Origin of the sequence: Microbacterium schleiferi (genome assembly GCF_038150145.1) — a bacterium.
Lineage (GTDB): Bacteria > Actinomycetota > Actinomycetes > Actinomycetales > Microbacteriaceae > Microbacterium > Microbacterium schleiferi_B.
This window is the reverse complement of sequence record NZ_JBBWSA010000001.1, coordinates 166,584-189,985: the sequence shown is the minus strand read 5'-3', so window position 1 is coordinate 189,985 and position 23,402 is coordinate 166,584. Positions and strand designations below refer to the sequence as shown.

At 66.7% G+C, this 23,402-nt stretch carries 22 protein-coding genes; 11 read left to right on the top strand and 11 right to left on the bottom strand.

Annotated features, from left to right (window positions below; translation table 11 throughout):
• Positions 1 to 84: 84 nt before the first annotated feature.
• The gene (locus AADH62_RS00815; protein ID WP_341577839.1) at positions 85 to 405 is read left to right on the top strand and encodes an alpha/beta hydrolase; all 321 of its coding nucleotides are present in this window, start codon (positions 85 to 87) and stop codon (positions 403 to 405) included.
• 27 nt (positions 406 to 432) lie between these two features.
• Here AADH62_RS00815 and AADH62_RS00810 read toward each other — a convergent pair whose 3' ends face one another.
• The 8 genes from AADH62_RS00810 to AADH62_RS00775 all read right to left on the bottom strand — a co-directional run bounded on the left by AADH62_RS00810 (position 433) and on the right by AADH62_RS00775 (position 9,975).
• Complete coding sequence (locus AADH62_RS00810; protein WP_341577838.1) at positions 433 to 1,548, bottom strand: adenosine deaminase; 1,116 nt, start codon at positions 1,546 to 1,548, stop codon at positions 433 to 435.
• Positions 1,549 to 1,597: 49 nt separating this feature from the next.
• Positions 1,598 to 2,896 carry a thymidine phosphorylase gene (locus AADH62_RS00805; RefSeq protein ID WP_341577837.1) on the bottom strand — a complete coding sequence of 433 codons (1,299 nt, stop codon included), beginning with the start codon at positions 2,894 to 2,896 and terminating at the stop codon, positions 1,598 to 1,600.
• Positions 2,893 to 3,294 carry a cytidine deaminase gene (locus tag AADH62_RS00800; protein ID WP_341577836.1) on the bottom strand — a complete coding sequence of 134 codons (402 nt, stop codon included), beginning with the start codon at positions 3,292 to 3,294 and terminating at the stop codon, positions 2,893 to 2,895. Before AADH62_RS00800 ends, AADH62_RS00805 begins: the two co-directional genes overlap by 4 nt.
• A 62-nt stretch (positions 3,295 to 3,356) precedes the next feature.
• On the bottom strand, positions 3,357 to 4,658 hold the full coding sequence (locus AADH62_RS00795) for an ABC transporter permease (RefSeq protein ID WP_425355628.1): 1,302 nt from the start codon (positions 4,656 to 4,658) through the stop codon (positions 3,357 to 3,359).
• Positions 4,655 to 5,950: an ABC transporter permease gene (locus tag AADH62_RS00790; RefSeq protein ID WP_341577835.1), complete on the bottom strand. Its 1,296-nt coding sequence runs from the start codon at positions 5,948 to 5,950 to the stop codon at positions 4,655 to 4,657. The genes AADH62_RS00795 and AADH62_RS00790 overlap by 4 nt, the downstream gene beginning before the upstream one ends.
• Positions 5,947 to 7,467: an ABC transporter ATP-binding protein gene (locus AADH62_RS00785; RefSeq protein WP_341577834.1), complete on the bottom strand. Its 1,521-nt coding sequence runs from the start codon at positions 7,465 to 7,467 to the stop codon at positions 5,947 to 5,949. Before AADH62_RS00785 ends, AADH62_RS00790 begins: the two co-directional genes overlap by 4 nt.
• Before the next feature lie 126 nt (positions 7,468 to 7,593).
• Positions 7,594 to 8,739 carry a BMP family lipoprotein gene (locus tag AADH62_RS00780; protein ID WP_425355627.1) on the bottom strand — a complete coding sequence of 382 codons (1,146 nt, stop codon included), beginning with the start codon at positions 8,737 to 8,739 and terminating at the stop codon, positions 7,594 to 7,596.
• A 120-nt stretch (positions 8,740 to 8,859) separates the two neighbouring features.
• Positions 8,860 to 9,975, bottom strand: coding sequence for a mannose-1-phosphate guanylyltransferase (locus tag AADH62_RS00775; RefSeq protein WP_341577833.1), 1,116 nt, complete (start codon positions 9,973 to 9,975; stop codon positions 8,860 to 8,862).
• 212 nt (positions 9,976 to 10,187) lie between these two features.
• Here AADH62_RS00775 and sdhC point away from each other — a divergent pair, with 212 nt between their 5' ends.
• From sdhC to AADH62_RS00745, 6 genes are all read left to right on the top strand, one after another.
• A complete protein-coding gene (gene sdhC / locus AADH62_RS00770; RefSeq protein WP_228179563.1) occupies positions 10,188 to 10,622 on the top strand; it encodes a succinate dehydrogenase, cytochrome b556 subunit in 435 nt (144 codons plus the stop codon).
• Entirely contained in the window at positions 10,622 to 11,080 is a 459-nt protein-coding gene (locus tag AADH62_RS00765) for a succinate dehydrogenase hydrophobic membrane anchor subunit (protein ID WP_341577832.1), read from the top strand. The genes sdhC and AADH62_RS00765 overlap by 1 nt, the downstream gene beginning before the upstream one ends.
• Before the next feature lie 36 nt (positions 11,081 to 11,116).
• Entirely contained in the window at positions 11,117 to 12,922 is a 1,806-nt protein-coding gene (sdhA, locus tag AADH62_RS00760) for a succinate dehydrogenase flavoprotein subunit (RefSeq protein ID WP_228179561.1), read from the top strand.
• 2 nt (positions 12,923 to 12,924) lie between these two features.
• Positions 12,925 to 13,719, top strand: coding sequence for a succinate dehydrogenase iron-sulfur subunit (locus AADH62_RS00755; protein WP_228179560.1), 795 nt, complete (start codon positions 12,925 to 12,927; stop codon positions 13,717 to 13,719).
• Between the two features lie 144 nt (positions 13,720 to 13,863).
• Positions 13,864 to 15,078, top strand: coding sequence for an MFS transporter (locus AADH62_RS00750; RefSeq protein WP_341577831.1), 1,215 nt, complete (start codon positions 13,864 to 13,866; stop codon positions 15,076 to 15,078).
• Between the two features lie 9 nt (positions 15,079 to 15,087).
• A complete protein-coding gene (locus AADH62_RS00745) occupies positions 15,088 to 16,317 on the top strand; it encodes a YihY/virulence factor BrkB family protein (RefSeq protein WP_292726354.1) in 1,230 nt (409 codons plus the stop codon).
• Positions 16,318 to 16,332: 15 nt separating this feature from the next.
• On the opposite strand, the gene AADH62_RS00740 is transcribed toward AADH62_RS00745, so the two are convergent.
• Complete coding sequence (locus AADH62_RS00740) at positions 16,333 to 16,989, bottom strand: DUF1345 domain-containing protein (protein ID WP_341577830.1); 657 nt, start codon at positions 16,987 to 16,989, stop codon at positions 16,333 to 16,335.
• A gap of 102 nt (positions 16,990 to 17,091) precedes the next feature.
• Here AADH62_RS00740 and AADH62_RS00735 point away from each other — a divergent pair, with 102 nt between their 5' ends.
• The gene (locus tag AADH62_RS00735; RefSeq protein ID WP_292726350.1) at positions 17,092 to 17,940 is read left to right on the top strand and encodes an exodeoxyribonuclease III; all 849 of its coding nucleotides are present in this window, start codon (positions 17,092 to 17,094) and stop codon (positions 17,938 to 17,940) included.
• A 40-nt stretch (positions 17,941 to 17,980) separates the two neighbouring features.
• A complete protein-coding gene (gene trpS / locus AADH62_RS00730) occupies positions 17,981 to 18,985 on the top strand; it encodes a tryptophan--tRNA ligase (RefSeq protein WP_228179180.1) in 1,005 nt (334 codons plus the stop codon).
• A gap of 77 nt (positions 18,986 to 19,062) precedes the next feature.
• On the opposite strand, the gene AADH62_RS00725 is transcribed toward trpS, so the two are convergent.
• Positions 19,063 to 19,341, bottom strand: coding sequence for a hypothetical protein (locus AADH62_RS00725; protein ID WP_341577829.1), 279 nt, complete (start codon positions 19,339 to 19,341; stop codon positions 19,063 to 19,065).
• 737 nt (positions 19,342 to 20,078) lie between these two features.
• Between AADH62_RS00725 and AADH62_RS00720 the strand changes: the two genes are divergently transcribed.
• Positions 20,079 to 20,666, top strand: coding sequence for a GNAT family N-acetyltransferase (locus AADH62_RS00720; RefSeq protein WP_341577828.1), 588 nt, complete (start codon positions 20,079 to 20,081; stop codon positions 20,664 to 20,666).
• A gap of 12 nt (positions 20,667 to 20,678) precedes the next feature.
• Positions 20,679 to 21,554 carry an Fpg/Nei family DNA glycosylase gene (locus AADH62_RS00715; protein WP_341577827.1) on the top strand — a complete coding sequence of 292 codons (876 nt, stop codon included), beginning with the start codon at positions 20,679 to 20,681 and terminating at the stop codon, positions 21,552 to 21,554.
• Between the two features lie 265 nt (positions 21,555 to 21,819).
• Here the strand turns inward: AADH62_RS00715 and glpK are convergent, their stop codons facing one another.
• Positions 21,820 to 23,358 (bottom strand): glycerol kinase GlpK, encoded by a 1,539-nt coding sequence (gene glpK, locus AADH62_RS00710; RefSeq protein WP_341577826.1) that lies wholly within the window; start codon positions 23,356 to 23,358, stop codon positions 21,820 to 21,822.
• Between the last annotated feature and the right edge of the window lie 44 nt (positions 23,359 to 23,402).

The window sequence follows — 23,402 nt, the reverse complement described above, 5'->3', positions numbered from 1 at the left end:
TCACGCATGATTCGGCAGCCATCGTGCTCTCCCCCGCCGAGGGCGCGACCGGCGACGGTCTCGTCTTCATCCCGGGTGCGAAGGTTGACCCGTGGGACGCAGGATGCCGAGGCGCTGATTCTGTTCGCGTCATACTGCGCGAACGACCTCAGCGCGTCGGGGTTGCCGGTGCTCAGCCTGGCCGGCGAACTCGACGGCCTCTCGACTCCCGAGAAGATCGCGGATGCCCGGCCGCTGCTGCCTGCGAATGCCGACATGGTCGAGATCGCGGGCGCGGCGCACTCGTCCTTCGGCGACTACGGCCTGCAGCCGGGCGACGGCACACCGACCATCTCCGATGCCGACATGACCGAGACCATCACCTCCGAGATCGACCACTTCTTCCAGACGCAGGTCGCCGGCTGACCCGCCCACGCGGGCGCCAGGACGGGTCTAGCGGTCGAAGCCCTCGCCGATGAGTTCGATGAGTTCCTCGCGCTCCTCGACCGGCAAGAAGGCACCCGCCGCGGCGTTGAGCTGGAAGACCTCGAGGTCGTCGAGGTCATACTCGAAAGCGTCAGCCAGGAGGGCCAGCTCGCGGGTCAGCGACGTGCGGCTCATGGTGCGGTTGTCAACATTGACCGTCACCGAGAAGCCGAGCTGATAGAGCAGGTCGAAGGGGTGGTCGGCGAGCTCCTCGCCCCACTTTTCGATCGCTCCGGTCTGCAAGTTAGAGCTCGGCGAGAGCTCAAGCGGGATCTCGCGGTCACGTACCCAGCGAGCAAGGTCACCGAACTGCACCAGCACCTCGTCACCCGCGCGGGAGACGACATCGAGGTCTTCCGCGATCCGCACACCGTGGCCGAGGCGCAGCGCCCGCCCATCCAGAAGAGCCGAGCGGATCGAGTCCAATCCGGCAGCCTCACCCGCGTGAACCGTGACGGGAAAGAACTCCCCCGCGAGGTAGTCGAAGGCCTCGCGGTGGCGTGAGGGAAGGAATCCGTCTTCGGGGCCCGCGATGTCGAACCCGACGGCCCCGCGCTCACGCCACTGAACGGCCAGCCGCGCGATCTCCAGGGACCGGTCGGTGTGCCGCATCGCGGTGATCAGTTGCCCGACACGGATGTCGTGACCGGCCTGTTCTGCGGCATCCTCACCCTCCTCGATGCCGTCCTGCACGGCCTCGACGACCTCCTCGAGCGACAGTCCGCCCGACAGGTGCTGCTCGGGCGCCCACCGCACCTCGCCGTAGATCACGCCGTCGGCGGCAAGATCCTCGACGAACTCGCGGGCGACGCGCGTGAGCCCCTCGCGAGTCTGCATGACCCCGACCGTGAGGTCGAAGGTCTTGAGGTACTCGACGAGCGATCCGGAGTCCGAGCGCTCGGCGATCCAGTCGGCAAGATCGTCAGCAGTGTCCTCGGGGACATCGAGCCCGACCTGGTCGGCAAGCTCGAGGATCGTCGCCGGGCGCACACCGCCGTCGAGGTGGTCGTGCAGCGACACCTTGGGGAGCTTGCGGATCGACATCCCTTGCAAGACGTGGTCACCGTGCTGATCGATCGACATGGGGGCTCCTGAGTGTGGGGATGGCGGGCGCGGGAAGAACGAAGGATGCTCAGGCGGTGATGCGTTCGAGAACGATGGGTGTGCGCGAGACCTCGGCCTCCCCAATCTCCCACGCGTTCTCGAGCGCGTCCAGCGCTCGCGGGAACCGCGCGGCATCCTGCGCCGACAGCGTGAACAGCGGGGCGCCGGCGGCAACCGCGTCGCCGGGCTTGACGTGAAGATCGATACCCGCGGCATGGATGACGGGGTCTTCGGCACGCGCCCGACCGGCACCCAGCCGCCACGCGGCGATTCCGAACGGCAGGGCCTCCATGCGGGTCACGATCCCCGCGCGAGGCGCGGTCACGGTGTGGGTCTCGCGAGCGACGGGCAGCTCGGCATCCGGGTCCCCGCCCTGCGCGAGGATCATCGCGCGCCAGGAGTCCATGGCGCGTCCGTCGGCCAGCGCCGCCTCGACATCGGCGTCGGGCTGTCCGGCCAGAGCCAGCATCTCCCGCGCAAGGGCGATCGTGAGTTCCACGACGTCGGCGGGCCCACCGCCGGCAAGCACCTCGACGGACTCCCGGACCTCGTTGGCATTGCCGATCGCACGTCCCAGCGGCGTGTCCATATTGGTCAGTAGCGCTGTCGTGGCAACCCCGGAGTCGGTCCCGAGAGCGACCATCGTGCGGGCGAGCTCGCGGGCCCGGTCAACGTCACGCATGAAAGCGCCCGACCCGAACTTGACGTCCAGCACCAACGAATCCGTGCCCTCGGCGATCTTCTTGGACATGATGCTCGAGGCGATGAGAGGGATTGCTTCGACGGTGCCGGTCACATCGCGCAGCGCATAGAGCTTCTTGTCGGCGGGGGCAAGGCCGGAGCCGGCGGCGCAGATCACGGCGCCCACATCCCGCAGCTGCGCGGTCATCTCGGCGTTCGAGAGCGCCGCGCGCCAGCCCGGGATCGACTCGAGCTTGTCGAGGGTTCCCCCGGTGTGTCCGAGGCCTCGTCCCGACAGCTGCGGCACGGCGACGCCGAAGGACGCCACCAACGGCGCGAGCGGCAGCGTGATCTTGTCTCCCACCCCGCCCGTGGAGTGCTTGTCGACGGTGGGCTTGCCGAGTCCCGTGAAGCTCATCCGCTCCCCCGAGGCGATCATCGCATCGGTCATGACCCGGATCTCGTCGCGCTGCATGCCGTTGAGCAGGGTCGCCATCGCAAACGCCGCCATCTGCGCATCGGCAACATATCCGCGTGTGTAGGCGTCGACCATCCAGCGCAATTCCGCTTCGGGAACGGCACCACCGTCTCGCTTGATACGGATGACGTCGACGGCGTCGAACGGCTCGATCGATGCCTCGGTCACGCGCGTGCCTCCTCGAGGTCGCGGGGCCCGAAGGCATCCGGCAACACCTCATCGATCGTGCGGATGCCGGAGACGGTGTGCAGCAGCATCCCGGGCGCGGAGTGTTCGTAGAGGAGCTGGCGGCACCGGCCGCACGGCATGATGATCTGCTCCTGCCCGTTGACGCACACGAACGCGGTTAGTCTGCCGCCACCGCTCATGTGCAACGCCGAGACGAGTCCGCACTCAGCACACAGTCCGACACCGTACGAGGCATTCTCGACGTTGCATCCGACCACGATGCGTCCGTCGTCGACGAGCGCGGCGGCGCCGACCGAATAGTTCGAGTAGGGGGCGTAGGCGTGACGCATGGCCGAGATCGCCTCGGCGCGCAGCCCGTTCCAATCGATGTCTGTCATGCGGATCCTCCCGGTTCACGCAGGTTTCAGCGCCCCCGCTGGTGGCGAGGGCGCTGATTCCGTCATTCCTTGATATACGGCTTTCCGTCGGCTGCAGGCGCCCGCGAGCGTCCGACGACGCCGGCAACCACGAAGATCGTGACGACGTACGGCAACATGAGCATGAACTCGCTCGGCACCGGGGAACCGACGATGCTCAGGGTGTTCTGCAGGCTCGACGCGAACCCGAACAGCAACGCCGCGAGGGTCGCCTTGATCGGGTCCCATTGGCCGAAGATCACGGCTGCGAGCGCGATGAAGCCCGCTCCTGCCGTCATCTCCTTGTTGAAGGCGATGCCGTTGCCGATCGTGAACACGGTGCCGCCCAGGCCCGCGATGGCGCCGGCGAGCAACACGTTCCAGAACCGGGTCGCGTTGACCTTGATGCCGACGGTGTCAGCGGCCTGCGGGTGCTCGCCGACGGCGCGCAGGCGCAGGCCCCAGCGGGTGTGGAACATGCCGACGTAGACCGCCGCCACGGCGATGTACATGAGGTAAACGATGATCGTCTGGTTGAACAGCACCGGGCCGATGACCGGGATGTCGGCAAGGAACGGAATCGGCATCCGGTCGAACCGCGGCGGGCTGTTGAGGGTTGCCCCGTTGGGCTGCAGCACCTGCGAGTACAGGAAGCTCGTCAGCCCGATCACGAGGACGTTCAGCACGACACCGACGATGACCTGTTCGACGAGGTACTTGATGGCGAACGCGGCGAGGATGAAGGCGACGAGCATGCCCGCGACCATGGCTGCAAGAAGCCCGAGGAGAGGCTGGCGGGTTGCCGAGGCGACGACGGCTGCCGTGAACGCGCCAGCCAGCAGCTGACCCTCGATCGCGATGTTCACGACACCGGCACGCTCGCCGATCACGCCGCCCAGCGCGCCGTAGATCAGCGGAACGGCAAGTCCGAGAGACCCCGCGAGGAGCCCCGCCACGGGAATGGCAGCGCCCGCTGCGGCCCAGGTCAGGAAGCCGACGACGATCGCAAGGATGTACACGATCACGATCCACAGCGGCGAGCGCGCGTACGAACGGACGAAGAACACGGATGCGACAGTCAGCAGCACGAGCAGGACGACACAGATCCAGGCCGTCGCCATGACGGGCACAACGAGCTCGGGAAGCTGAATCGCATCGGTGGGCGTGGACAGCCGGAAAGTCGTCGCTCCCTCCCGCGGCGCGGCCAGCAGCAGGATGGCGAAGAGCGCGGTGAAGATCGTGAGAGCGATCGGAACCTTCCAGCTGCGGATCTTCTCCGGCTGGGCGGTTGCCAGGGGGGCGATGGGTACGGTCCCTTCGCCCGTGGGGGATGCAGTCGTGCTCACGCGGCACCCCCTTCAGTGCGGGCTTGCGCTTTCAGCTGCTTCTGCCGTGCCTTCTCGCGCTTGCGGCGGTCGCGCTCGGGCGAGGGCAGGAAGAAGATCGTACGCACCAGCGGCGGCGCCGCAATGAACAGCACGATGAGCGCCTGGACGACAGTGACGATCTCGACCGGAATCTGCTCGGCGGCTTGCATCGAGTACCCGCCGGCCTTGAAAGCGCCGAACAGGATGCCGGCCGCGAACGTTCCCCAGGGAGTGGAACGTCCCAGCAGCGCAACCGTGATGGCGTCGAATCCGATGCCTGCGTCGATGTCGGCCGAGAAGCCGGTCGTCACGGTTCCCAGCACCTGGTTGACACCGGCGAGACCGATGAGCGCACCGGAGATCAGCATGCCGTAGACATACATGCTCGAAACCTTGATACCGGCCACCCGCGCCGCGTTGGGATTCTCACCCACGGCGCGGAACTGGAAGCCGAGGCTTGAGCGCGACAGGATCCACCACACCAGCACCGTCGCACCGATCACGAGGATGAAGCCGAAGTGCAGGTTGTAGGAGGGACCGAGAAGGTCGGGGAACACCGCGGTGTCTTTCATCGCTGGCGTCTTGGGGTTGCTTGATCCCGGGGCCTGCAGCAGGCCAGGGGTACGCAGCATCCACGAGATCAGGTAGAACGCGATGTAGTTGAGCATGATCGTCACGATCACCTCGTGCGCACCGGTGCGCGCCTTCAGCAGGCCGGCGATCCCAGCCCACAAGGCGCCGGCGATGAGGCCCGCGATGAGGGCGACGACCATGTGGATGCCCCAGGGCAGGTCGAGCGAGAACGCGACCCATCCCGCCGCCGCCGAGGCCATCAGCATCTGACCGCGACCACCGATGTTGAACATGCCGATGCGGAATGCGAGCGCGACACCGAGGCCTGCTGCGATCAGCGGCGTCGCGAAGGTGAGCGTCTCGGTGATGGGCTTGATGGCTCGCTCGAAGGTGGGCGCATTGAAGTTGTAGATCGCCCCCTGGAAGAGGGCGATGTAGGCGCCGCTGACGGCATCCCACACGGCGGCAATGGTGTCCATCGGGCGTGCGAAGAAGTAGGCGGATGCCGCCTGCACGTCTTCGTCGGTGAACGCGATCATGATGCCGCCGACGATCAGGGCCAGGAGCACAGCGAGCACGGAGATGATCGCGTTGCCCTGGGTGATGCGGCGGAAGGTCTCGTGCCACTTTCCGGGGGGCGGGACCTCTTCGAGGCCGGGCTTCGAGCTGCGCGTGGGCTCGGATGCCGTGGTGCTCATGCGGCAGCTCCTTCCGTGCTCGGGGTCTCTCCGGCCATCATGAGGCCCAGGACCTCGCGCGGCGTGTCTCCCGGAACGATCCCGACGATGCGCCCGCGGTACATCACCATGATCCGGTCCGCGAGGGCGACGACTTCGTCCAGTTCCGTGGAGACGACGACCACCGGTATGCCGGCATCCCGCGTCTGCACGACACGCTTGTGGATGAACTCGATGGAACCGACATCCACGCCGCGCGTCGGTTGCGCGGCGACCAGCAGCGACAGCTCGCGACTGAGCTCACGAGCGAGCACGACCTTCTGCTGATTGCCACCCGAGAGGGTACCGACGGGAGTATCTACGCCCTGTGCGCGGACGTCGAACTCCTCGAACTTCTCCTGCGCGAACGCTGCCAGTGCGGCGCGCTGCACCGTGCCCGCCTTCACGAACGGGGCACCGTGAGCGCGATCGAGCATGAGGTTTTCGGCGATCGTGAACGGGCCGACGAGGCCATCTTCCTTGCGGTCCTCCGGCACGAACCCGACCCCGGTGTCCAGGATGCCGCGGACGCTCCGGCCGATGAGCTCGGTTCCGTTGAGCGTGGCAGAGCCGCGCACAATCTCCTGGAGGCCGACCAGCGCCTCCGTGAGCTCGGTCTGCCCATTGCCTTGCACACCCGCGACCGCGAGGATCTCGCCACCGCGGACCTCGAAACTGACGTCATCGACGAGCGGATGACCGGTCGGATCGAGCACCGACAGGTGCGAGACCACAAGAGCGGAATCGCGCAGCTGCGGCGGATCTTTGTGGACCGTGAGTTCGACGGCCCGGCCGACCATCATCGACGCGAGCTCGGCGTTCGACGACTCGGGCGATGCTTCGCCGACGACCTTGCCGAGGCGGATGACGGTGATGCGGTCAGCCACTTCGCGGACTTCGCGAAGCTTGTGGGTGATGAAGACGATGGAGGCGCCGGCGTCCTTGAGCTGGCGCATGATCGCCATGAGCTCGTCGGTCTCTTGCGGCGTGAGCACGGCGGTCGGCTCATCGAAGACGAGGACCTTCGCGTCCCGCGAGAGCGCCTTGATGATCTCGACGCGCTGCTGCACCCCGACCGGCAGCTCCTCGACGAGCGCGTCGGGGTCGACGTCGAACCCGAACCGCTCCGAGATCTCCCGGACGCGCTGCCGGGCCGCATTCAGGTCGAGGAACCCTCCAGCTTTGGTGGATTCGTGACCGAGCATCACGTTCTCGGCGACGGTGAACACCGGGATCAGCATGAAGTGCTGGTGCACCATGCCGATGCCCGCGCGCATGGCGTCGCCGGGACCGTGAAAGTTCTGGACGTGATCGTCGAGGAGGATCGTGCCCTCGTCGGCCTGGTACAGACCGTAGAGAACGTTCATCAGCGTTGACTTGCCGGCGCCGTTCTCGCCGAGGAGACAGTGAATCTCTCCGGGTTCGACCACGAGATCGATGTGGTCGTTAGCGACGAGGCTGCCGAACCGCTTGGTGATCCCGCGGAGTTCGAGCTTCATGATGCCGATCCTAGGAGACAGGTCGGGCCGGCGCACCGAAATGCGTGGCCGACAGGCGGGCGGTGAGGGGCGATAACGACAGTGGCGGGGAGGCTGGATACCCAGCCTCCCCGCCACTGAGGGTTATCAGCCCGCGAGGTACGACGTGACCGGGATCGATCCGTCGATGATGCCCGCGGCGATCTCGTCGAGCTCTGCCTGCAGGTCGGGCGAGACCTTGCTCTCGAAGTCGTGGAACGGAGCCAGGCCCACACCACCGTTTTCGAGGGTGCCGACGAACGGAGCCGAGTCGAACTCGCCGATACCGGCGGCCAGGACTGCATCCTCGACGCCCACGTCGATCAGCTTGCGGATCGACGTCAGGAGGAGATCGGCAACGGTCGGGTCGGTCTCGTAGACGTCGGCGTCGACACCGATGAGGGCGATGTCCCGGCCCGAGTCCCGGATGACGGATGCGGCGCTCTGGTAGATCGGACCACCGACCGGGAGCAGGACGTCGACACCCTGGTCGACCAGGCCCTGCGCGGCGTTGATCGCGTCCTGGTTGGCGACGAAGCCACCGGTGAAGACACCATCGGTGCCGTCCCAGCCGAGAACCTCGACGTTGGCGCCGTTGGCCTCGTTGTAGTACGCCACGCCCTGAGCGAAGCCGTCCATGAAGATCGACACTGTCGGGAAGTTCATGCCACCGAAGGTGCCCACCTTGCCGGCGGTCGAGTATGACGCTGCGGCGTAGCCGGCGAGGAACGCGGCCTGCGCGGTGTCGAAGACGATCGGCTTGATGTTGGGAGCGTCGGTCTCACCGTCGAAGTCGTTGTCCACGACGTCGTCGATCGAGACGTACTCGATGTCGGGGTTGGCCAGGGCCGACTCGCCAGCAGCGGAAGCCAGCGCGAAGCCCACGGTGATGATCATCGAGCAGCCCTGGTCGACCAGGTTGGTGAGGTTCGGCGCGAAGTCAGACTCCGAGTCGGACTGGACCGTCAGGAACTCGACGCCCAGCTCGTCAGCCGCACGCTCAAGGCCTTCGTAGCCGAGCTGGTTGAACGACTTGTCGTCGAAGCCGCCGGCGTCCGAGACCATGCAGGGCAGGAAGCCCTCGACGACGTCGCCGCCTGCGGATGACGTGGTCTCCGTGTCAGTGGGGGCCGACGCGCAGCCGGCGAGTGCAACGAACATGCTTGCGGCAACGAGGCCGCCGAGCACGCGCTTACGGGTGGAAATGGTCAACTGTGCCTCCAGGTGAAGGGCCCGCCCAGACGGCGGGTGCATCTGGAGAATCTACCTAGCGAATCGCCACGATGCATGCTCCAGACAGCCGCTACTGAGCAATGGTTACAAACCCGCAATAGAGTCGTCACGCAAACTGCTCGCGCCGGCGCTCAGGCAATGTCAGAGGACGTCGCCGCGACCGCCGAGCTTGAGCGCGTCGACGACACCCTTCACCCGTTGCGCGTGCTCGCTCGTGGTCACCAGGAGAGCATCCGGAGTGTCGACGACGACGATGTCCTGCACACCGATCAGGCTGATCACCCGCGATGTCTGCGACACGACGATGCCGCTGGAGGCGTCAGAGAGGATGCGGGCATTCTCGCCGAGGATGGCGAGGTCGTTCTTGCGGCCGTGGGAGTTGAGCTTTGCCAGGCTCGCGAAGTCGCCGACGTCATCCCAGTCGAAGTGACCAGGGATCACAGCGAGCTTGCCCTTCTCGGCGGCGGGCTCGGCGACCGAGTAGTCAATCGCGATCTTGGTCAGGGCGGGCCAGACCCGGTCGACGACCGGCCCCCGACGGTCGCGGTCGTCCCAGGCCTCGGCGAGTTCCACCAGCCCGGCGTGAAGTTCGGGGTTGTTCGCCTCGATCTCGGCGAGCAGGACATCGGCGCGGGAGATGAACATCCCCGCGTTCCAGAGGTAGGAGCGGTCGGCGAAGTACGCGCGTGCCGTCTCGAGGTCGGGCTTCTCCACGAACCGCTCGACGGTCGCCGCCTCCGGCGCGCCGTCCACGAGAAGCTCGTCGGCCTTCTTGATGTACCCGAAACCGATGGAGGGCTCAGAGGGCTGGATGCCGATCGTGCTGATGTATCCCTGCCGCGCCACCGCGACGGCCTGCTGCACCGCCCACTGGAAGAGGTGCGGAGGCCGGATGACGTGGTCGGCCGCAAAGGATCCGATGATGACGTCGGGTTCACGGCGCACGAGCACGGCAGCCGCCAGTCCGATTGCTGCCGTCGAGTCGCGGGGCTCCGATTCGAGGAAGACGTTGCGATCGGGCACGCCGGGCAACTGGGCCTCGACGGCTGCGCGGTGCGCGCGCCCGGTGACCACGGCGATGCGCTCGCTTCCTGCCAGAGGTTCGAGCCGATCCCAGGTGTCACGGAGCAGGGAGTGCCCGGATCCGGTGAGGTCGTGCAGGAACTTCGGGGCGTCGGCACGCGAGAGCGGCCAGAGCCGGCTGCCGATGCCGCCCGCGGGGATGACGGCATAGAAGTCGGAGATCTCCTGAGACATGCCCCCAGGCTACTGGGGCGGCCTTTCGAGCACGTGTCCGGGAAGTGACAGCACGCGACAGCAGTACCCCCGAACTAAGGGTGGCCTAAGAGCCGCGCCCGCTCCGGGCGCAATAGGATGGGACTCGCGCCCGAGTGACGCCGAGGGACCTGCGCCAGGTTCCCGTTGGGGCACTGACCGCCCCGCTCGTGTTCGATCCAGGGAGGACGACCGTGTCTGCACCAGCACGCGTCACACCGTCGGTATCCGAAACCACCTCCAAGACCCCTCGTGGAACGCTATACCGCGGCCACGAGGGCATGTGGTCGTGGGTTCTTCATCGCATCACCGGCGTCGCCATCTTCTTCTTCCTTCTCGTCCACATCCTCGACACCGCGCTCATTCGGGTCTCCCCCGAGGCCTACAACGCGGTGATCGGCACCTACAAGAACCCGATCATGGGCATCGGCGAGGTGTTCCTGGTCGGCGCGATCGCCTATCACGCCTACAACGGCCTGCGCATCATCATCGTGGACTTCTGGTCCAAGGGTGCGCGCTACCAGCGCCAGCTCTGGTGGATCGTCCTCGGCGTCTGGGCAGTGACGATGATCGGGTTCACCCCCCGTCACCTCATCAATGTCTTCAGCTCGATGGGAGGCGGTCACTGATGAGCGCTCCCGCGATCGCCGAACCCCGCGCCTCCCACAGCACCCCGCGCCGCCGCGGCGTCAACCTCGAGAAGTGGGGCTGGGTCTACATGCGAGCATCCGGCATGGTGCTCGTGGTCCTGATCTTCGGTCACCTCTTCGTCAACCTCATGGTGGGCGACGGCATCCACGCGATCGACTTCGCCTTCGTTGCCGGAAAGCTCACCAACCCGTTCTGGCAGTGGTGGGACGTCCTGATGCTGTGGCTCGCGCTGATCCACGGCGCCAACGGCATGCGCACCATCACCAACGACTACGTGACTCACGCCAAGACCCGCACCGTGCTCGTCACGGCGATCTGGGTCACCGCGGCGCTTCTGATCCTGCTCGGCACCCTGGTGGTCTTCACCTTCGACCCCTGCCTCGGGTTCGACCCGGCTACCGCGTCCGACACGATCATCGGCCTGTGTGCCTCGTAATCCTGCCGCTCACCTGACATCGAAAGCACAGCACCCGTGACTACTCAGAGCGCCGAAAGCGTCGTCAAGGACGGCGTCCATTACCACCAGTTCGACATCGTGATCGTCGGCGCCGGCGGCGCCGGCATGCGCGCGGCCATCGAGGCAGGCCCCGGCGCGAAGACCGCGGTGATCTCCAAGCTCTACCCGACCCGGTCCCACACCGGCGCGGCCCAGGGCGGCATGGCAGCTGCCCTCGCGAACGTCGAAGAGGACTCGTGGGAGTGGCACACCTTCGACACCGTCAAGGGTGGCGACTACCTCGTCGACCAGGACGCTGCCGAGATCTTGGCGAAAGAAGCCATCGACGCGGTCATCGACCTCGAGAACATGGGTCTGCCCTTCAACCGCACCCCGGACGGAAAGATCGACCAGCGTCGCTTCGGCGGTCACACCGCCGACCACGGCAAGAGCCCTGTCCGTCGCGCCTGCTACGCCGCCGACCGCACCGGGCACATGATCCTGCAGACGCTGTTCCAGAACTGCGTCAAGCTCGGCATCAACTTCTTCAACGAGTTCTACGTGCTCGACCTCATCACGGTGAAGGATGCCGAGGGCAAGACCCAGGTCGCGGGCGTCGTGGCCTACGAACTGGCCACGGGCGACCTGCACGTCTTCCAGTCCAAGGCAGTGATCTTCGCGACCGGCGGCTTCGGCAAGATCTACAAGACGACCTCCAACGCCCACACCCTTACCGGTGACGGCGTCGGAATCGTCTGGCGCAAGGGACTGCCGCTGGAGGACATGGAGTTCTTCCAGTTCCACCCGACGGGCCTGGCCGGACTCGGCATCCTGCTCACCGAGGGCGCTCGCGGCGAAGGAGCCATCCTGCGTAACGCGAGCGGTGAACGCTTCATGGAGCGCTACGCCCCCACGATCAAGGACCTCGCTCCTCGCGACATCGTCAGCCGCTGCATGCAGCAGGAGGTCGCCGAAGGTCGCGGCGCCGGCCCCCACCGTGACTACGTGCTCCTGGACTGCACGCACCTCGGTGCCGAGGTGCTCGAGACCAAGCTCCCCGACATCACCGAGTTTGCTCGTACCTACCTGGGAGTCGACCCCGTCGTCGAACCGGTGCCGGTGATGCCGACCGCGCACTACGCGATGGGCGGCATCCCCACCAACATCAAGGCCGAGGTGCTCGCAGACAACGAGACCGTCGTGCCGGGTCTGTACGCGGCCGGTGAGTGCGCCTGCGTCTCCGTGCACGGCTCGAACCGCCTCGGAACGAACTCCCTCCTGGACATCAACGTCTTCGGCAAGCGCGCCGGCCGGTACGCGGTCGAGTACGTGAAGACCGCCGAGTTCGTCGACCTCCCCGAAGACCCCGCGGCAGGCGTCCGCGAGATGATCGAGGGCCTGCGCAACAACCCCGGCGGGGAGCGCATCGCGGTCCTGCGCAAGAAGCTGCAGGACGAGATGGACAAGGGAGCCCAGGTGTTCCGCACCGAGGAGTCCCTGAAGCACGTTCTCGGCGTCATCGAGGAGCTGCGTGCTCGGTACCTCAACATCCATGTCGACGACAAGGGCAAGAGGTTCAACACCGACCTGCTCGAGGCTGTCGAGCTCGGATTCCTGCTCGACATCGCCGAGGTCGTTGTCGTCACTGCCCGCAACCGGCTCGAAAGCCGCGGCGGCCACATGCGCGACGACTACCCCAAGCGCGACGACGAGAACTACATGCAGCACACGATGGCCTACCTCACGGGCGACCCCCACTCGTCGGTCGCGGATGACCACATCCGCCTCGACTGGAAGCCCGTGGTCATCACTCGCTACCAGCCGATGGAGAGGAAGTACTGACGATGAGCGCGACGCTTGTCTCCACGGATGCCGCCACCGATGAGCAGGGCGACATCGAGCAGTCCCCCGAGCCCACCGGCATCCAGTCGTTCCTGGTGACCTTCATCATCCGCCGCTTCGACCCTGAGGTGGATTCCGAGCCGCGCTGGGTCGACTACGACGTCGAGCTGTACTCGACTGACCGCGTGCTTGACGCCCTCCACAAGATCAAGTGGGAGGTCGACGGGTCACTGAGCTTCCGCCGCTCCTGCGCGCACGGTATCTGCGGGTCGGATGCGATGCGCATCAACGGGCGTAATCGTCTGGCGTGCAAGACCCTCATCAAGGACCTCGACATCTCCAAGCCCATCTACGTCGAGGCCATTAAGGGTCTGCCGCTGGAAAAGGACCTCATCGTCGACATGGAGCCCTTCTTCGCGTCGTACCGTGAGGTGCAGCCGTTCCTCATCTCGAACTCTGCGCCGGAGCCCGGCAAGGAGCGCATCCAGTCGATCGCCAACCGCGAGATCTTCGACGACACGACCAAGTGCATCCTGTGCGCAGCCTGCACCTCGTCGTGCCCCGTCTTCTGGACCGACGGCCAGTACTTCGGGCCCGCCGCGATCGTCAACGCGCACCGCTTCATCTTCGATTCGCGCGACGACGCCGCCGATGTGCGCCTGAACATCCTCAACGACAAGGAAGGCGTGTGGCGCTGCCGCACGACCTTCAACTGCACGGAGGCCTGCCCCCGCGGCATCGAGGTCACCAAGGCGATCGCTGAGGTCAAGCAGGCGGTGCTGCGCGGGCGCGCCTAAGCCGGGCCGCATTGCGGCGCGGCAAAGCCTGAGCCGGGCCGCATTGCGGCGCGGCACGGCCCCGTGCCCCACGTCGGGCTTCATGCCTCGTTGAGGATCTGAATCGCTTCTTCGCCGGGGCTCCCTGGTCGCTACTCTGGCCGAATGAGTACCTCAGACGCGTCGATGGTCGCCGGCGCTGCGCGATCGACGTCCACGCGCGTCGCAGTGTTCGCCGCCTACGCGGCTCAGGGACTCGGGTATGCCGTCGTGGTCACCTCCCTCCCCGCGCTCAAGCAGCGGCAGGGCGTGGATGACACTGTCGTCACGCTCATCGTCCTGGGTGTTGCTATAGCCGCCGCGGGTGGTTCCGTGCTCGCCAACGCGCTCGCCGTGCGCTTCGGGAGCCGCACCGCGCTCGTTGTGGGACTCCTCCTTCAGGCGGCGGCCCTTCCCGCCATCGCACTACCGACCCCCTTCCCGCTGTTCGTCTCCCTCTTCGCGGTCTACGGCATCGGCCTCGGTTGCGTGGATGCCGCAACCGCGATGCAGGGCGTCATCGTGCAGCGCGCCCACGGCAAACCGCTCCTCGGCGGCTTCTTCTCGGCCTACACGGCTGCCGCGATCGCCGGAGCCCTCCTCGTGTCGGCGATCGCAGCGTCCCCCTTTGCTGCGGGCGTGGCCATCGGGACGGCGGGCGTTGCAATCCTCGTGGTGGCTGTGGTCGGCATCCGCCTCTTTGCGCGGGAGGTGCCGATCGAGACTGCCCTCCCCGCGACTGAGCGCGCTCGCCTGCCCCGAGCCGGAATCTGGGCTTTCGGTTTCGTCATCCTGGCAGTGTTCGTCGTCGACTCCGCCGTGAGCACCTGGAGCACGGTCTACCTGCAGGACGACCTCGGGGCTCTGCCCGCCCTCGCGCCTCTCGGATACGCCGCCTACCAGGTGTGCGTCCTGATCACCCGCCTCGCGACCGACCGGCTCCTGGGCATCATGAGCAGGGGCCGCCTGGTGACCGGCGCGATCGTCGTCTCGGTGATCGGCGTCGTGGCTGTCGCGCTTCTTCCCTTCGAGATCGCGGCGATCCTCGGCTTCGCTCTAGCTGGGGCCGCGACCGGCATCCTCATCCCCGTGACCTTCGGCGCCGCCGGCGACCTCTCCCCCGCTCACTCCGACCAGGTGATTGCCCGGGTCAACATCTTCAACTACGCCGGGGCGATCCTCGGAGCCGTCATCGTCGGTCTTCTTGCCGACGGTCCGGGACTTGCCATCGCATTCCTCATCCCTGCGGGGGTCCTCGCAGCCTCCCTCTGGGTGGTCCGCTGGTTCCGCACGGATTCGCGCCACGCGGTCGAAACGGATGCCGCGCGTGAGGCTCGATAACCTGAGAGCGTGAGTTCGCCCGACCGAAACCGCCGCGACACCGCGCGCGCGGCGCAGCAGCAGGAAGAGACCCTGCGGGCCCGGTGGGAAGAGACCCAGGAGCGTCTACTCACACGGTTCGAAGAGCCGATCTCGTTCGCGACGCGAGTCACCAAGCGGACGCTGGCGTGGTTTCCAGTTCGCGTGTGGCGCCACTTCCTGATCGCCAACGGATTCCTGCTTGCCGCCGGAGTGAGCTACCAAGCCTTGTTCGCGATCTTCGCCGCCGTCTACGTCGCCTTCGCACTGGCCGGGCTCTGGCTCGGCGGCAGCGAACAGGCAATCCAGAACCTCATCGACCTCATCAACCAATACGTTCCGGGATTGATCGACAAGGACGGGCCGATCACGCCTGATGCCGTGGCGGAGATCGCGACCAACTCGGCGAGCCTGTTCGGCATCACGGGTGCGATAGCTCTCGTGACGTTGATCTGGACGGCGATCGGCTGGGTGACGTTCTCGCGCCGCGCCGTCCGCGAGATCTTCGTCCTCCCCCCTGACCGGCGGCCGTACCTGCTGCTCAAGAGCGGCGATCTTCTGGCAGCGGCGCTCTTCGGCATCCTGCTGCTGATCGGCGGCGGACTCGGGGCAGTCGGCACCTGGGCACTGGATATCGTGTTTTCGCTCTTCGGGCTCGACACCGGATCGGTGTGGTTCTCGATCGGCGTGCGCACCGCGACCCTTCTCATCTCCTTCGCCATCAACGCCGCAGCCCTGGCCGCGCTCTACCGGTTCCTCACCGGCACGAGCCTGCGGTGGCGCACGATCTGGCCAGGAGCTCTGCTCGCCGGAGCGGCGGTCACGGTTCTTCAGCTCGGGGCCGGGTGGCTGCTCAGCTACACGCCGACGAACGCGCTGCTGGCCACCTTCGCGATCTTCGTCGGTCTGCTGCTGTGGTTCCGACTCATCGGCATCATCATGCTGGTCGGCGCAGCATGGATCGCGATCTCGGCCCGCGACGAGAACATCCCGCTCTTGGAGAAGACCGAAGCGGAGCAACTCGCTGAGGAGCACGCCGCGCTGCTGCTCGCGGCCCAGGTGCGCCTGCGCACCGCACAGGAAGCGCTCGATGCCGCCCCGTGGTACGCGCGGTGGGCAGCGTCCCGGGACGTACGCCGCGCCGAAGAGGAGCTGGCGGAAGTGAAGGCGTCGGCGCCGCCGACGCCCCGCGGACCCAGCGCGCTTGACGGCTTCGTCTGACGCACCGCGCGCCGATCACGAGCCGAACGACGTCAACCGGCTCAGCGCGAACACGATGATCGCCCCGTTGAAGAAAAACGAGATGACGGAGTGCACCGTCATGAGCCATCGGATGCGTGATGAGTACGTCTCGACATCCGATACGGCGAACGTGGTGCCGATCGTGAAGGCGAGATAGGTGAAGTCGACGATCGAGGGTTCCGGAGTTCTCGGGAACCGCAGCGGCGGCTCCGCGGCGGTGCGGTAGCGGTACATGTACCACTGGGCGAAACCCCAGTGCAGCAGGCCCCACGACAGCACCATCGCCCAGACCCCGATGAGGCGGAAGATGATCCCGGTATTCGACCCGTCGTCTGCGATGACGACGGTGATGGCTGCGATCACGCCGATGAGGCTCGGCAGAACCGTCACCGCCACCAAGACGACGCTGACCCAGGCGCTCCGCTCAATCGCAAGGGGCTCCGGAACGGGATCTCCGCGGTACGCGAGCACGGCGAGAATCACCATCGCGCCGACGGCATAAGCCGAGCCGGCGATGCACCACACCACGAGCGCCTCGATCGTGTCGTCCGCGATGACAATGAGTCCGGTTGCGGCGACGGCTAGCTGCAGTGCCCATCCGAGGATGAAGAACGTGGCGCGCCCGCGCCTGCTCAGGACGGCTCGTGCCACCGCGACCTCCGGGCTTCGCGACGTCGATCGCGCGCGCCGCGCGTCGTCTCGACGAGCGTAGCGCGGGACCGGGTGTCGGTGACGGCGCCTAGGCTGAAGCGCGTGCCCCGAACCGTCCGCATCGCCTCCATCAACGTCAACGGCATCCGCGCCGCTACCCGCAAGGGAATGCTCGAGTGGATCGACCAGGCAGGTGTCGACATCATGGCCCTGCAGGAGGTCCGTGCGAACGAAGAACAGCTGACGGCGGCCCTTCCCGGGTGGCGGATCGTGCATCATGAAGCGCTCCAAAAGGGCCGCTCCGGTGTCGCGGTAGCGAGCCGGATGGATGCCGGGGCCTTCCGGACAGTGCTCGGCCCAGAACCGCTCGACCAGTCGGGTCGCTGGATCGAGGCTGACTTCGACATCGACGGGGAAACGCTGACGGTGGTGAGCGCCTATGTTCACTCCGGCGAGGACGGCACCCCTAAACAAGATGCCAAGTACGCCTTCTTGGACGCGATGCAGGCACGGCTGCCCCAGCTTGAGGCCCACTCACCACTCGCGCTCGTTATGGGCGACATGAACGTCGGGCACCGCGAGCTCGACATCCGCAACTGGAAAGGCAACCTCAAAAAGGCCGGATTCCTCCCCCGCGAGCGCGCATACTTCGACCGCATCTTCGCTCCCGCGGGCTCCGAGATCGAATGCGTCGACGGATCCAACGGCACCGGACTCGGGTGGGTGGATGTCGGACGCCGCTGGGCCGGCGAGGTCGATGGACCGTACTCATGGTGGTCGAACCGCGGCCAGGCCTTCGACAACGACACCGGGTGGCGCATCGATTACCACCTCGCCACTGCTCCGCTGGCCGAGCGGGTCACGGCGTACCGAATCGACAGGGCACCGTCGTGGGACACCCGCTGGAGCGACCACGCGCCGGTCGTCGTCGACTACACGATCGGCGGGTGAGCGAGACGGCTGCCACATCGCCGCGGCCTAGGATTGTCGGGTGACCAAGCCCCGCCTGTACTCCGGAATGCAGCCCTCCGCCGACTCCCTCCAGATCGGCAACTACATCGGCGCGCTCATGCAGTGGCGGGATCTGCAGGAGGCCTACGACGCGTTCTTCTCGGTCGTCGACCTGCACGCACTGACGCAGCCGAACGATCCGGCCGAGCTGCGTGAGAAGACCCGGCGCACCGCGGCCCAGTACATCGCCGCAGGCATTGAACCGTCGAAGTCGACCCTGTACGTGCAGTCGCACGTTCCAGCGCATGCCGAGCTGGCATGGGTGCTCTCGACGCTCACCGGCTTCGGTGAGGCGGGGCGGATGACCCAGTTCAAAGACAAGTCGCAGCGGTACGGCCAGGATGCGACATCCGTTGGGCTGTTCACCTACCCGGTGCTCATGGCGGCCGACATCCTGCTGTACCAGACCGACATCGTGCCCGTCGGTGACGACCAGAAGCAGCACGTCGAGCTCACGCGAGATCTTGCCGAGCGCTTCAACGGACGATACGGCACCACCTTCCGGGTGCCGATGCCCGTCATTCAGCAAGACACCGCCCGGATCTACGACCTGCAGAACCCGACGGCGAAGATGTCGAAGTCGGCCGAGTCGGATGCCGGCGTGCTGTGGCTGCTGGATGAGCCCGCCAAGAGCGCCAAGAAGGTGATGCGTGCCGTCACCGACAGCGAGGGCTCGGTGCGATACGACCGCGAGAACAAGCCCGGTGTCTCGAACCTGCTCGTCATCTACGCTGCCCTCACTGGTCGGCAGATCCCCGCGATCGAAGACGAGTACGCCGGCCGCGGCTACGGCGACTTCAAGAAGGGTCTCGCCGACGTCGTAGTGAACGAGTTCGAGCCGGTGCGGGCTCGGGCGCTGGAGCTGCTCGATGACCGGGCCGAACTCGACCGGGTTCTGGCATCCAACGCTGCTCGCGCCGAGTCCGTCGCACGCTCGACCCTTGGCGACGTCTACGACCGGATCGGTCTACTGCGCCGCGCCTGAAAATCCTGCGGCGCCAACTCCTGCAATTCGCAGGCCAGAGTTCACTCGGCGGCACCAAAGATACCCTTCTGCAGGAGTTAGCGTCGCCTCCGACCGTGGGCCAGCACTGACCGTAGGGCCTCGCGAACACGATCGGGGCGATAGAGGATGTCCTCTGCCAAGAGCCGGAGGGTCGTGTACCCGCTGAGGGCAGCGGCAAGGTCTCGCTCTCGATCACGTCGCTGGGTGCGCTCATCGGCGTGGAAGGCGACGCTGTCGCACCCGACAACGAGCCAGCCGTCGACGACAAAGTCCACTCGCCCCACCCCGGGCAGCTGCGCCTGAATCACGAAGGATGCGCCCAGCGACCGCAGCATCAGCCGTACCAGTGTCTCCGTTCCCGACTCACACCGAGGGTCGAGCAGGCTTCGAATCCGGCGGTATCGCTGAGGCAATCGATCAAAAACCTCAGCGATCTCGCTCTCCGTGACCAATCCCTGGTGCCAGGCGCTGTCGAGCGTTGCAACCGCGTACCGAGCGGGCTGACACCGACACGCCTGGGCGAGCGCCTCAACAATCCCGCACACGAGATCGTGTCTTGGGGCATCCGAGGTGCGCCAATGAGCCACCACGCCATGACGCGACGGGAGCCGGCTCGCGTCGCGCTCGAACTGCACGTGCAGGCTGTGCCGCTCAGCAACAAAGACGCCTTGTAGCCGCAAGAGGGACACGCAATCGAGGCGACCGCCGACGGCGGCGGCCCGTGCAAGCGGTAGCGGGGTGTCAGCTGGAAGGTAGACGTCTCGACGGGCACGGAGCCACGATCCTGATCGCACCGCCGCCCGAAGTGCGGTTCGACCCAGCCCCAGACTTCCCAGTTCCGTGCGGGTATAGCGACGATACGCAGGGTTCATACGGAGAGAGTGGCGCCGTCGCACCGCCGGAAGACCTGGCGTCTGCACAGCAACAGCAAACGGGCGAGAACGCGAAGCTGGGGAGGACGCGTCACAACTCCTGCAATCCGTACTCGCGAATGGCAGAGCCGACACCCGGCCCCAGCTATTGCAGGAGTTGCGACGCGCCGCTCGACAAGCCCGGCGCATAGGGTGGGGCGATGGATGTCGTCGTGCTGCGCACCGAGCGATGCGAACTCTCGCCGCCGACCGACGCCGACGTGGATGCGATCTTCGAGGCGTGCCAGGATCCGGCGATCCAGCGATACACCACCGTGCCTTCGCCGTATCTCCGCGAGCACGCCGAGCAGTTCATCCCTCGCGTGCAGCGCCACTGGGCCGAGGGAAGAGAGGCGACGTGGGGCATCCGTCACGACGGGCGCCTCGCCGGAATGATCGGGCTGTACCGTCGGGAGACAGAGGCTGCTGAGCTGGGGTTCTGGATGTCGCCCTGGGCGCGTAGGCAGCACCTCCTCACCGAAGCTGCCACCGCGGTCGTCGACTTTGGGTTCGAATCCGCGGGAATGTCGCTGGTGCGCATCGAGTGGCGCGCCGTCGTGGGAAACACCGGGTCGGCGCGGACGGCTCGCGCACTGGGTTTCCGGTACGAGGGCACGCTGCGCCAGGCGCTCGCCGGCCCTCTGCAGCGTGACGATGCCTGGATCGCGGGCCTTCTTCCCGGCGATGACCGCACGCCGGTTGCGTGGCCGGTCCTCGATGGGGGTCTGCCGCCGATTCCCACGCCGTGACAGGATGGCGCCATGCCCGAGATGCCGGAAGTGCAAGGACTCGTCGACTACCTTGCCGGGCGCCTGCCGGGGCTCACTGTCACGCGTGCGACTGTCGCCAACATCGCGGCGCTCAAGACGTATGACCCGCCCCTCGACGCGCTCGTCGGCGCGCGGGTCGCGTCCGTATCACGCCACGGCAAATTCATCGATATCGAAGCGGACTCGGATGCTGCTGCGTCTCTGCACCTGATCTTCCACCTCGCGAAGGCGGGATGGCTCCGTTGGTACGACCAGCTGCCGAGCACGATCATCCGCCCTGGCAAGACCCCCATCGCGCTCCGCGTCGGTTTCTCGGATGACTCAGGCTTCGACCTCACCGAAGCCGGGACGAAGAAGTCCCTGGCGGTCTACGCGGCCCGAAACCCGACCGACGCACCCGGCATCGAGCGGCTCGGCCCCGATCCCCTCGACCCGGGCTTCGATCGCGATGCGCTCGCAGCGCTTCTCCGTGGACGCCGCACCCAGATCAAGGGCGTGCTGCGCGACCAGTCGATCATCGCCGGGATCGGCAACGCCTACTCCGACGAGATCCTGCACGCGGCACGGATGTCGCCCTATGCCTTGGCCGCGAACCTGACCGATGCCGACATCGACACCCTGTTCGCCGCGATGCGGCACACCCTCACCGAGGCGATCGCGGAGGCATCCGGCAAGCCGCCAGCAGATCTCAAGGATGCCAAGCGCCGCGGGATGCGGGTGCACGGCCGTCGCGGCGAGGCCTGCCCGGTCTGCGGCGACGAGGTGCGCAGCGTCTTCTTCGCCGACAACTCGCTCGAGTACTGCCCCACGTGCCAGACCGGCGGCAAGCTGCTCGCTGATCGTCGCCTCTCCCGCCTCCTGAAATAGACCCGAGATACGCGCCCGACCAGTCTGCTCAATGGTCTCCGCAGGAGCGAAGCGAACTGCCCAGCCCGGGGCTCGCGGAAGCCGATGCACGGCATACCAGTTCGCCCGATGGTCTCCGCAGGAGCGAAGCGAACTGCCCAGCGCGGGGCCGGCACCGGGTCTGGCGGGAGCCGGCGCAGCCGGCGAGGGCATGTCCCCGCGCTGGGCAGTTCGCGTAGCGGCACCACTTACCGCAGCTACCGCCCATCGGCGCAACGCGAACGAATCAGTCGCCGAGCGTGTCCATGAGTGTGCGGGCGTCATCATCCACCCAATCGAGGGACTTGGTGACGGCCTTCTTCCACAAGCGGTACCGGCGAGCGCGTTCCTCATCCGACATCTGCGGCTCGAACCGGTGGTCGACCTGCCAGTGTTCGCGCAGCTCATCAAGGTCCGACCAGACTCCGACGGCGAGACCGGCAGCGTACGCGGCGCCGAGGGCCGTCGTCTCGACCACGCGCGGGCGTACGACGGGGATGCCGAGGATGTCTGCCTGGAACTGCATGAGGAGGTCGTTTTTCGTCATTCCCCCGTCGACGCGGAGTTCTGAGAGGTCGCGTCCGGAATCCCCGACGACAGCCTCGATCACGTCCCGGGTCTGGAAGGCGGTCGACTCGAGAGCGGCACGGGCGATGTGGGCGCGCGTGACGTACCGGGTGAGGCCGACGATCGCGCCGCGCGCGTCGGGTCGCCAGTACGGGGCGAACAGGCCCGAGAAGGCCGGAACGAAGTAGGCGCCGCCGGCGTTTTCGACGGTCATGGCGAGGGTTTCGACATCCTGTGCGCGATCGATGATCCCGAGATTGTCGCGCAGCCACTGCACGAGCGATCCCGTGACGGCGATCGAGCCTTCGAGCGCGTAGTGGGCGGGCCCATCACCAAGTCGGTACGCGACGGTGGTGATGAGTCCGTGGCGGGACCGGACGATCTCGGTCCCCGTGCCCACCAGCAGGAAGTTGCCGGTGCCGTAGGTGTTCTTCGAATCCCCGACCCCGAAGGCAGCCTGCCCGAAGGTGGCGGCCTGCTGATCTCCGAGGATGCCGGCGATCGGCAGTTCGCGGGCTGTGCCCGGAAGCGCGAGCTCGCCCACGACGTCCGACGACGATCGGATTTCGGGCATCATGGCGCGCGGGATGTTCCACAGCGCGAGCATCTCGTCCGACCAGTCGAGGGTCTGCAGATCCATGAGCAGCGTGCGGCTCGCGTTGCTGACATCGGTCACGTGCGCTCCGCCGCTGGTGCCGCCGGTGAGATTCCACACCACCCACGAGTCGGGGGTGCCGAACAGCAGATGGCCGGCTTCGGCATCCGCCCGCGCCCCCGGCACGTGGTCGAGGATCCAGGCGATCTTGGAAGCCGAGAAGTAGGTGGCAAGCGGAAGACCCGTCACCTCGGTGACCCGATCGCCGACACCGTCACGGGCCAGCGCATCCAGCCGAGGCTGCGTGCGGGTGTCTTGCCACACGATGGCGTTGAAAACGGGCTGCCCGGTGCGGCGGTCCCACACGATCGCGGTCTCGCGCTGGTTCGTGACCCCGGCCGCGGCGATACCGGATGCCTGCAGGTGAGCCTTGGCGAGGACGCCAGAGATCACCCACTCGGTGTTGGTCCAGATCTCCATGGGGTCGTGCTCGACCCAGCCGGCGCGCGGAAATATCTGCTCGTGCTCGCGCTGAGCCGTTGCAACTACCGTTCCGGCACGATCGAACACGATTGCCCGCGTCGAGGTGGTGCCCTGGTCGATGGCTAAGACGTGTTCGGCCACGATGCCTCCCGAAGTGTTGAGCGCCTCCAGGCGATGGATGTCGC

What these genes read in the sequence shown, in the direction of transcription:
- AADH62_RS00810 (WP_341577838.1), bottom strand. Translation starts at nt 1,548, where the DNA reads ATGTCGATCGATCAGCACGGTGACCACGTCTTGCAAGGGATGTCGATC.
- AADH62_RS00800 (WP_341577836.1), bottom strand. Translation starts at nt 3,294, where the DNA reads ATGACAGACATCGATTGGAACGGGCTGCGCGCCGAGGCGATCTCGGCC.
- AADH62_RS00790 (WP_341577835.1), bottom strand. Translation starts at nt 5,950, where the DNA reads ATGAGCACCACGGCATCCGAGCCCACGCGCAGCTCGAAGCCCGGCCTC.
- AADH62_RS00785 (WP_341577834.1), bottom strand. Translation starts at nt 7,467, where the DNA reads ATGAAGCTCGAACTCCGCGGGATCACCAAGCGGTTCGGCAGCCTCGTC.
- AADH62_RS00780 (WP_425355627.1), bottom strand. Translation starts at nt 8,739, where the DNA reads ATGCACCCGCCGTCTGGGCGGGCCCTTCACCTGGAGGCACAGTTGACC.
- AADH62_RS00775 (WP_341577833.1), bottom strand. Translation starts at nt 9,975, where the DNA reads ATGTCTCAGGAGATCTCCGACTTCTATGCCGTCATCCCCGCGGGCGGC.
- AADH62_RS00765 (WP_341577832.1), top strand. Translation starts at nt 10,622, where the DNA reads ATGAGCGCTCCCGCGATCGCCGAACCCCGCGCCTCCCACAGCACCCCG.
- AADH62_RS00755 (WP_228179560.1), top strand. Translation starts at nt 12,925, where the DNA reads ATGAGCGCGACGCTTGTCTCCACGGATGCCGCCACCGATGAGCAGGGC.
- AADH62_RS00750 (WP_341577831.1), top strand. Translation starts at nt 13,864, where the DNA reads ATGAGTACCTCAGACGCGTCGATGGTCGCCGGCGCTGCGCGATCGACG.
- AADH62_RS00725 (WP_341577829.1), bottom strand. Translation starts at nt 19,341, where the DNA reads ATGCTGCGGTCGCTGGGCGCATCCTTCGTGATTCAGGCGCAGCTGCCC.
- AADH62_RS00720 (WP_341577828.1), top strand. Translation starts at nt 20,079, where the DNA reads ATGGATGTCGTCGTGCTGCGCACCGAGCGATGCGAACTCTCGCCGCCG.
- AADH62_RS00715 (WP_341577827.1), top strand. Translation starts at nt 20,679, where the DNA reads ATGCCCGAGATGCCGGAAGTGCAAGGACTCGTCGACTACCTTGCCGGG.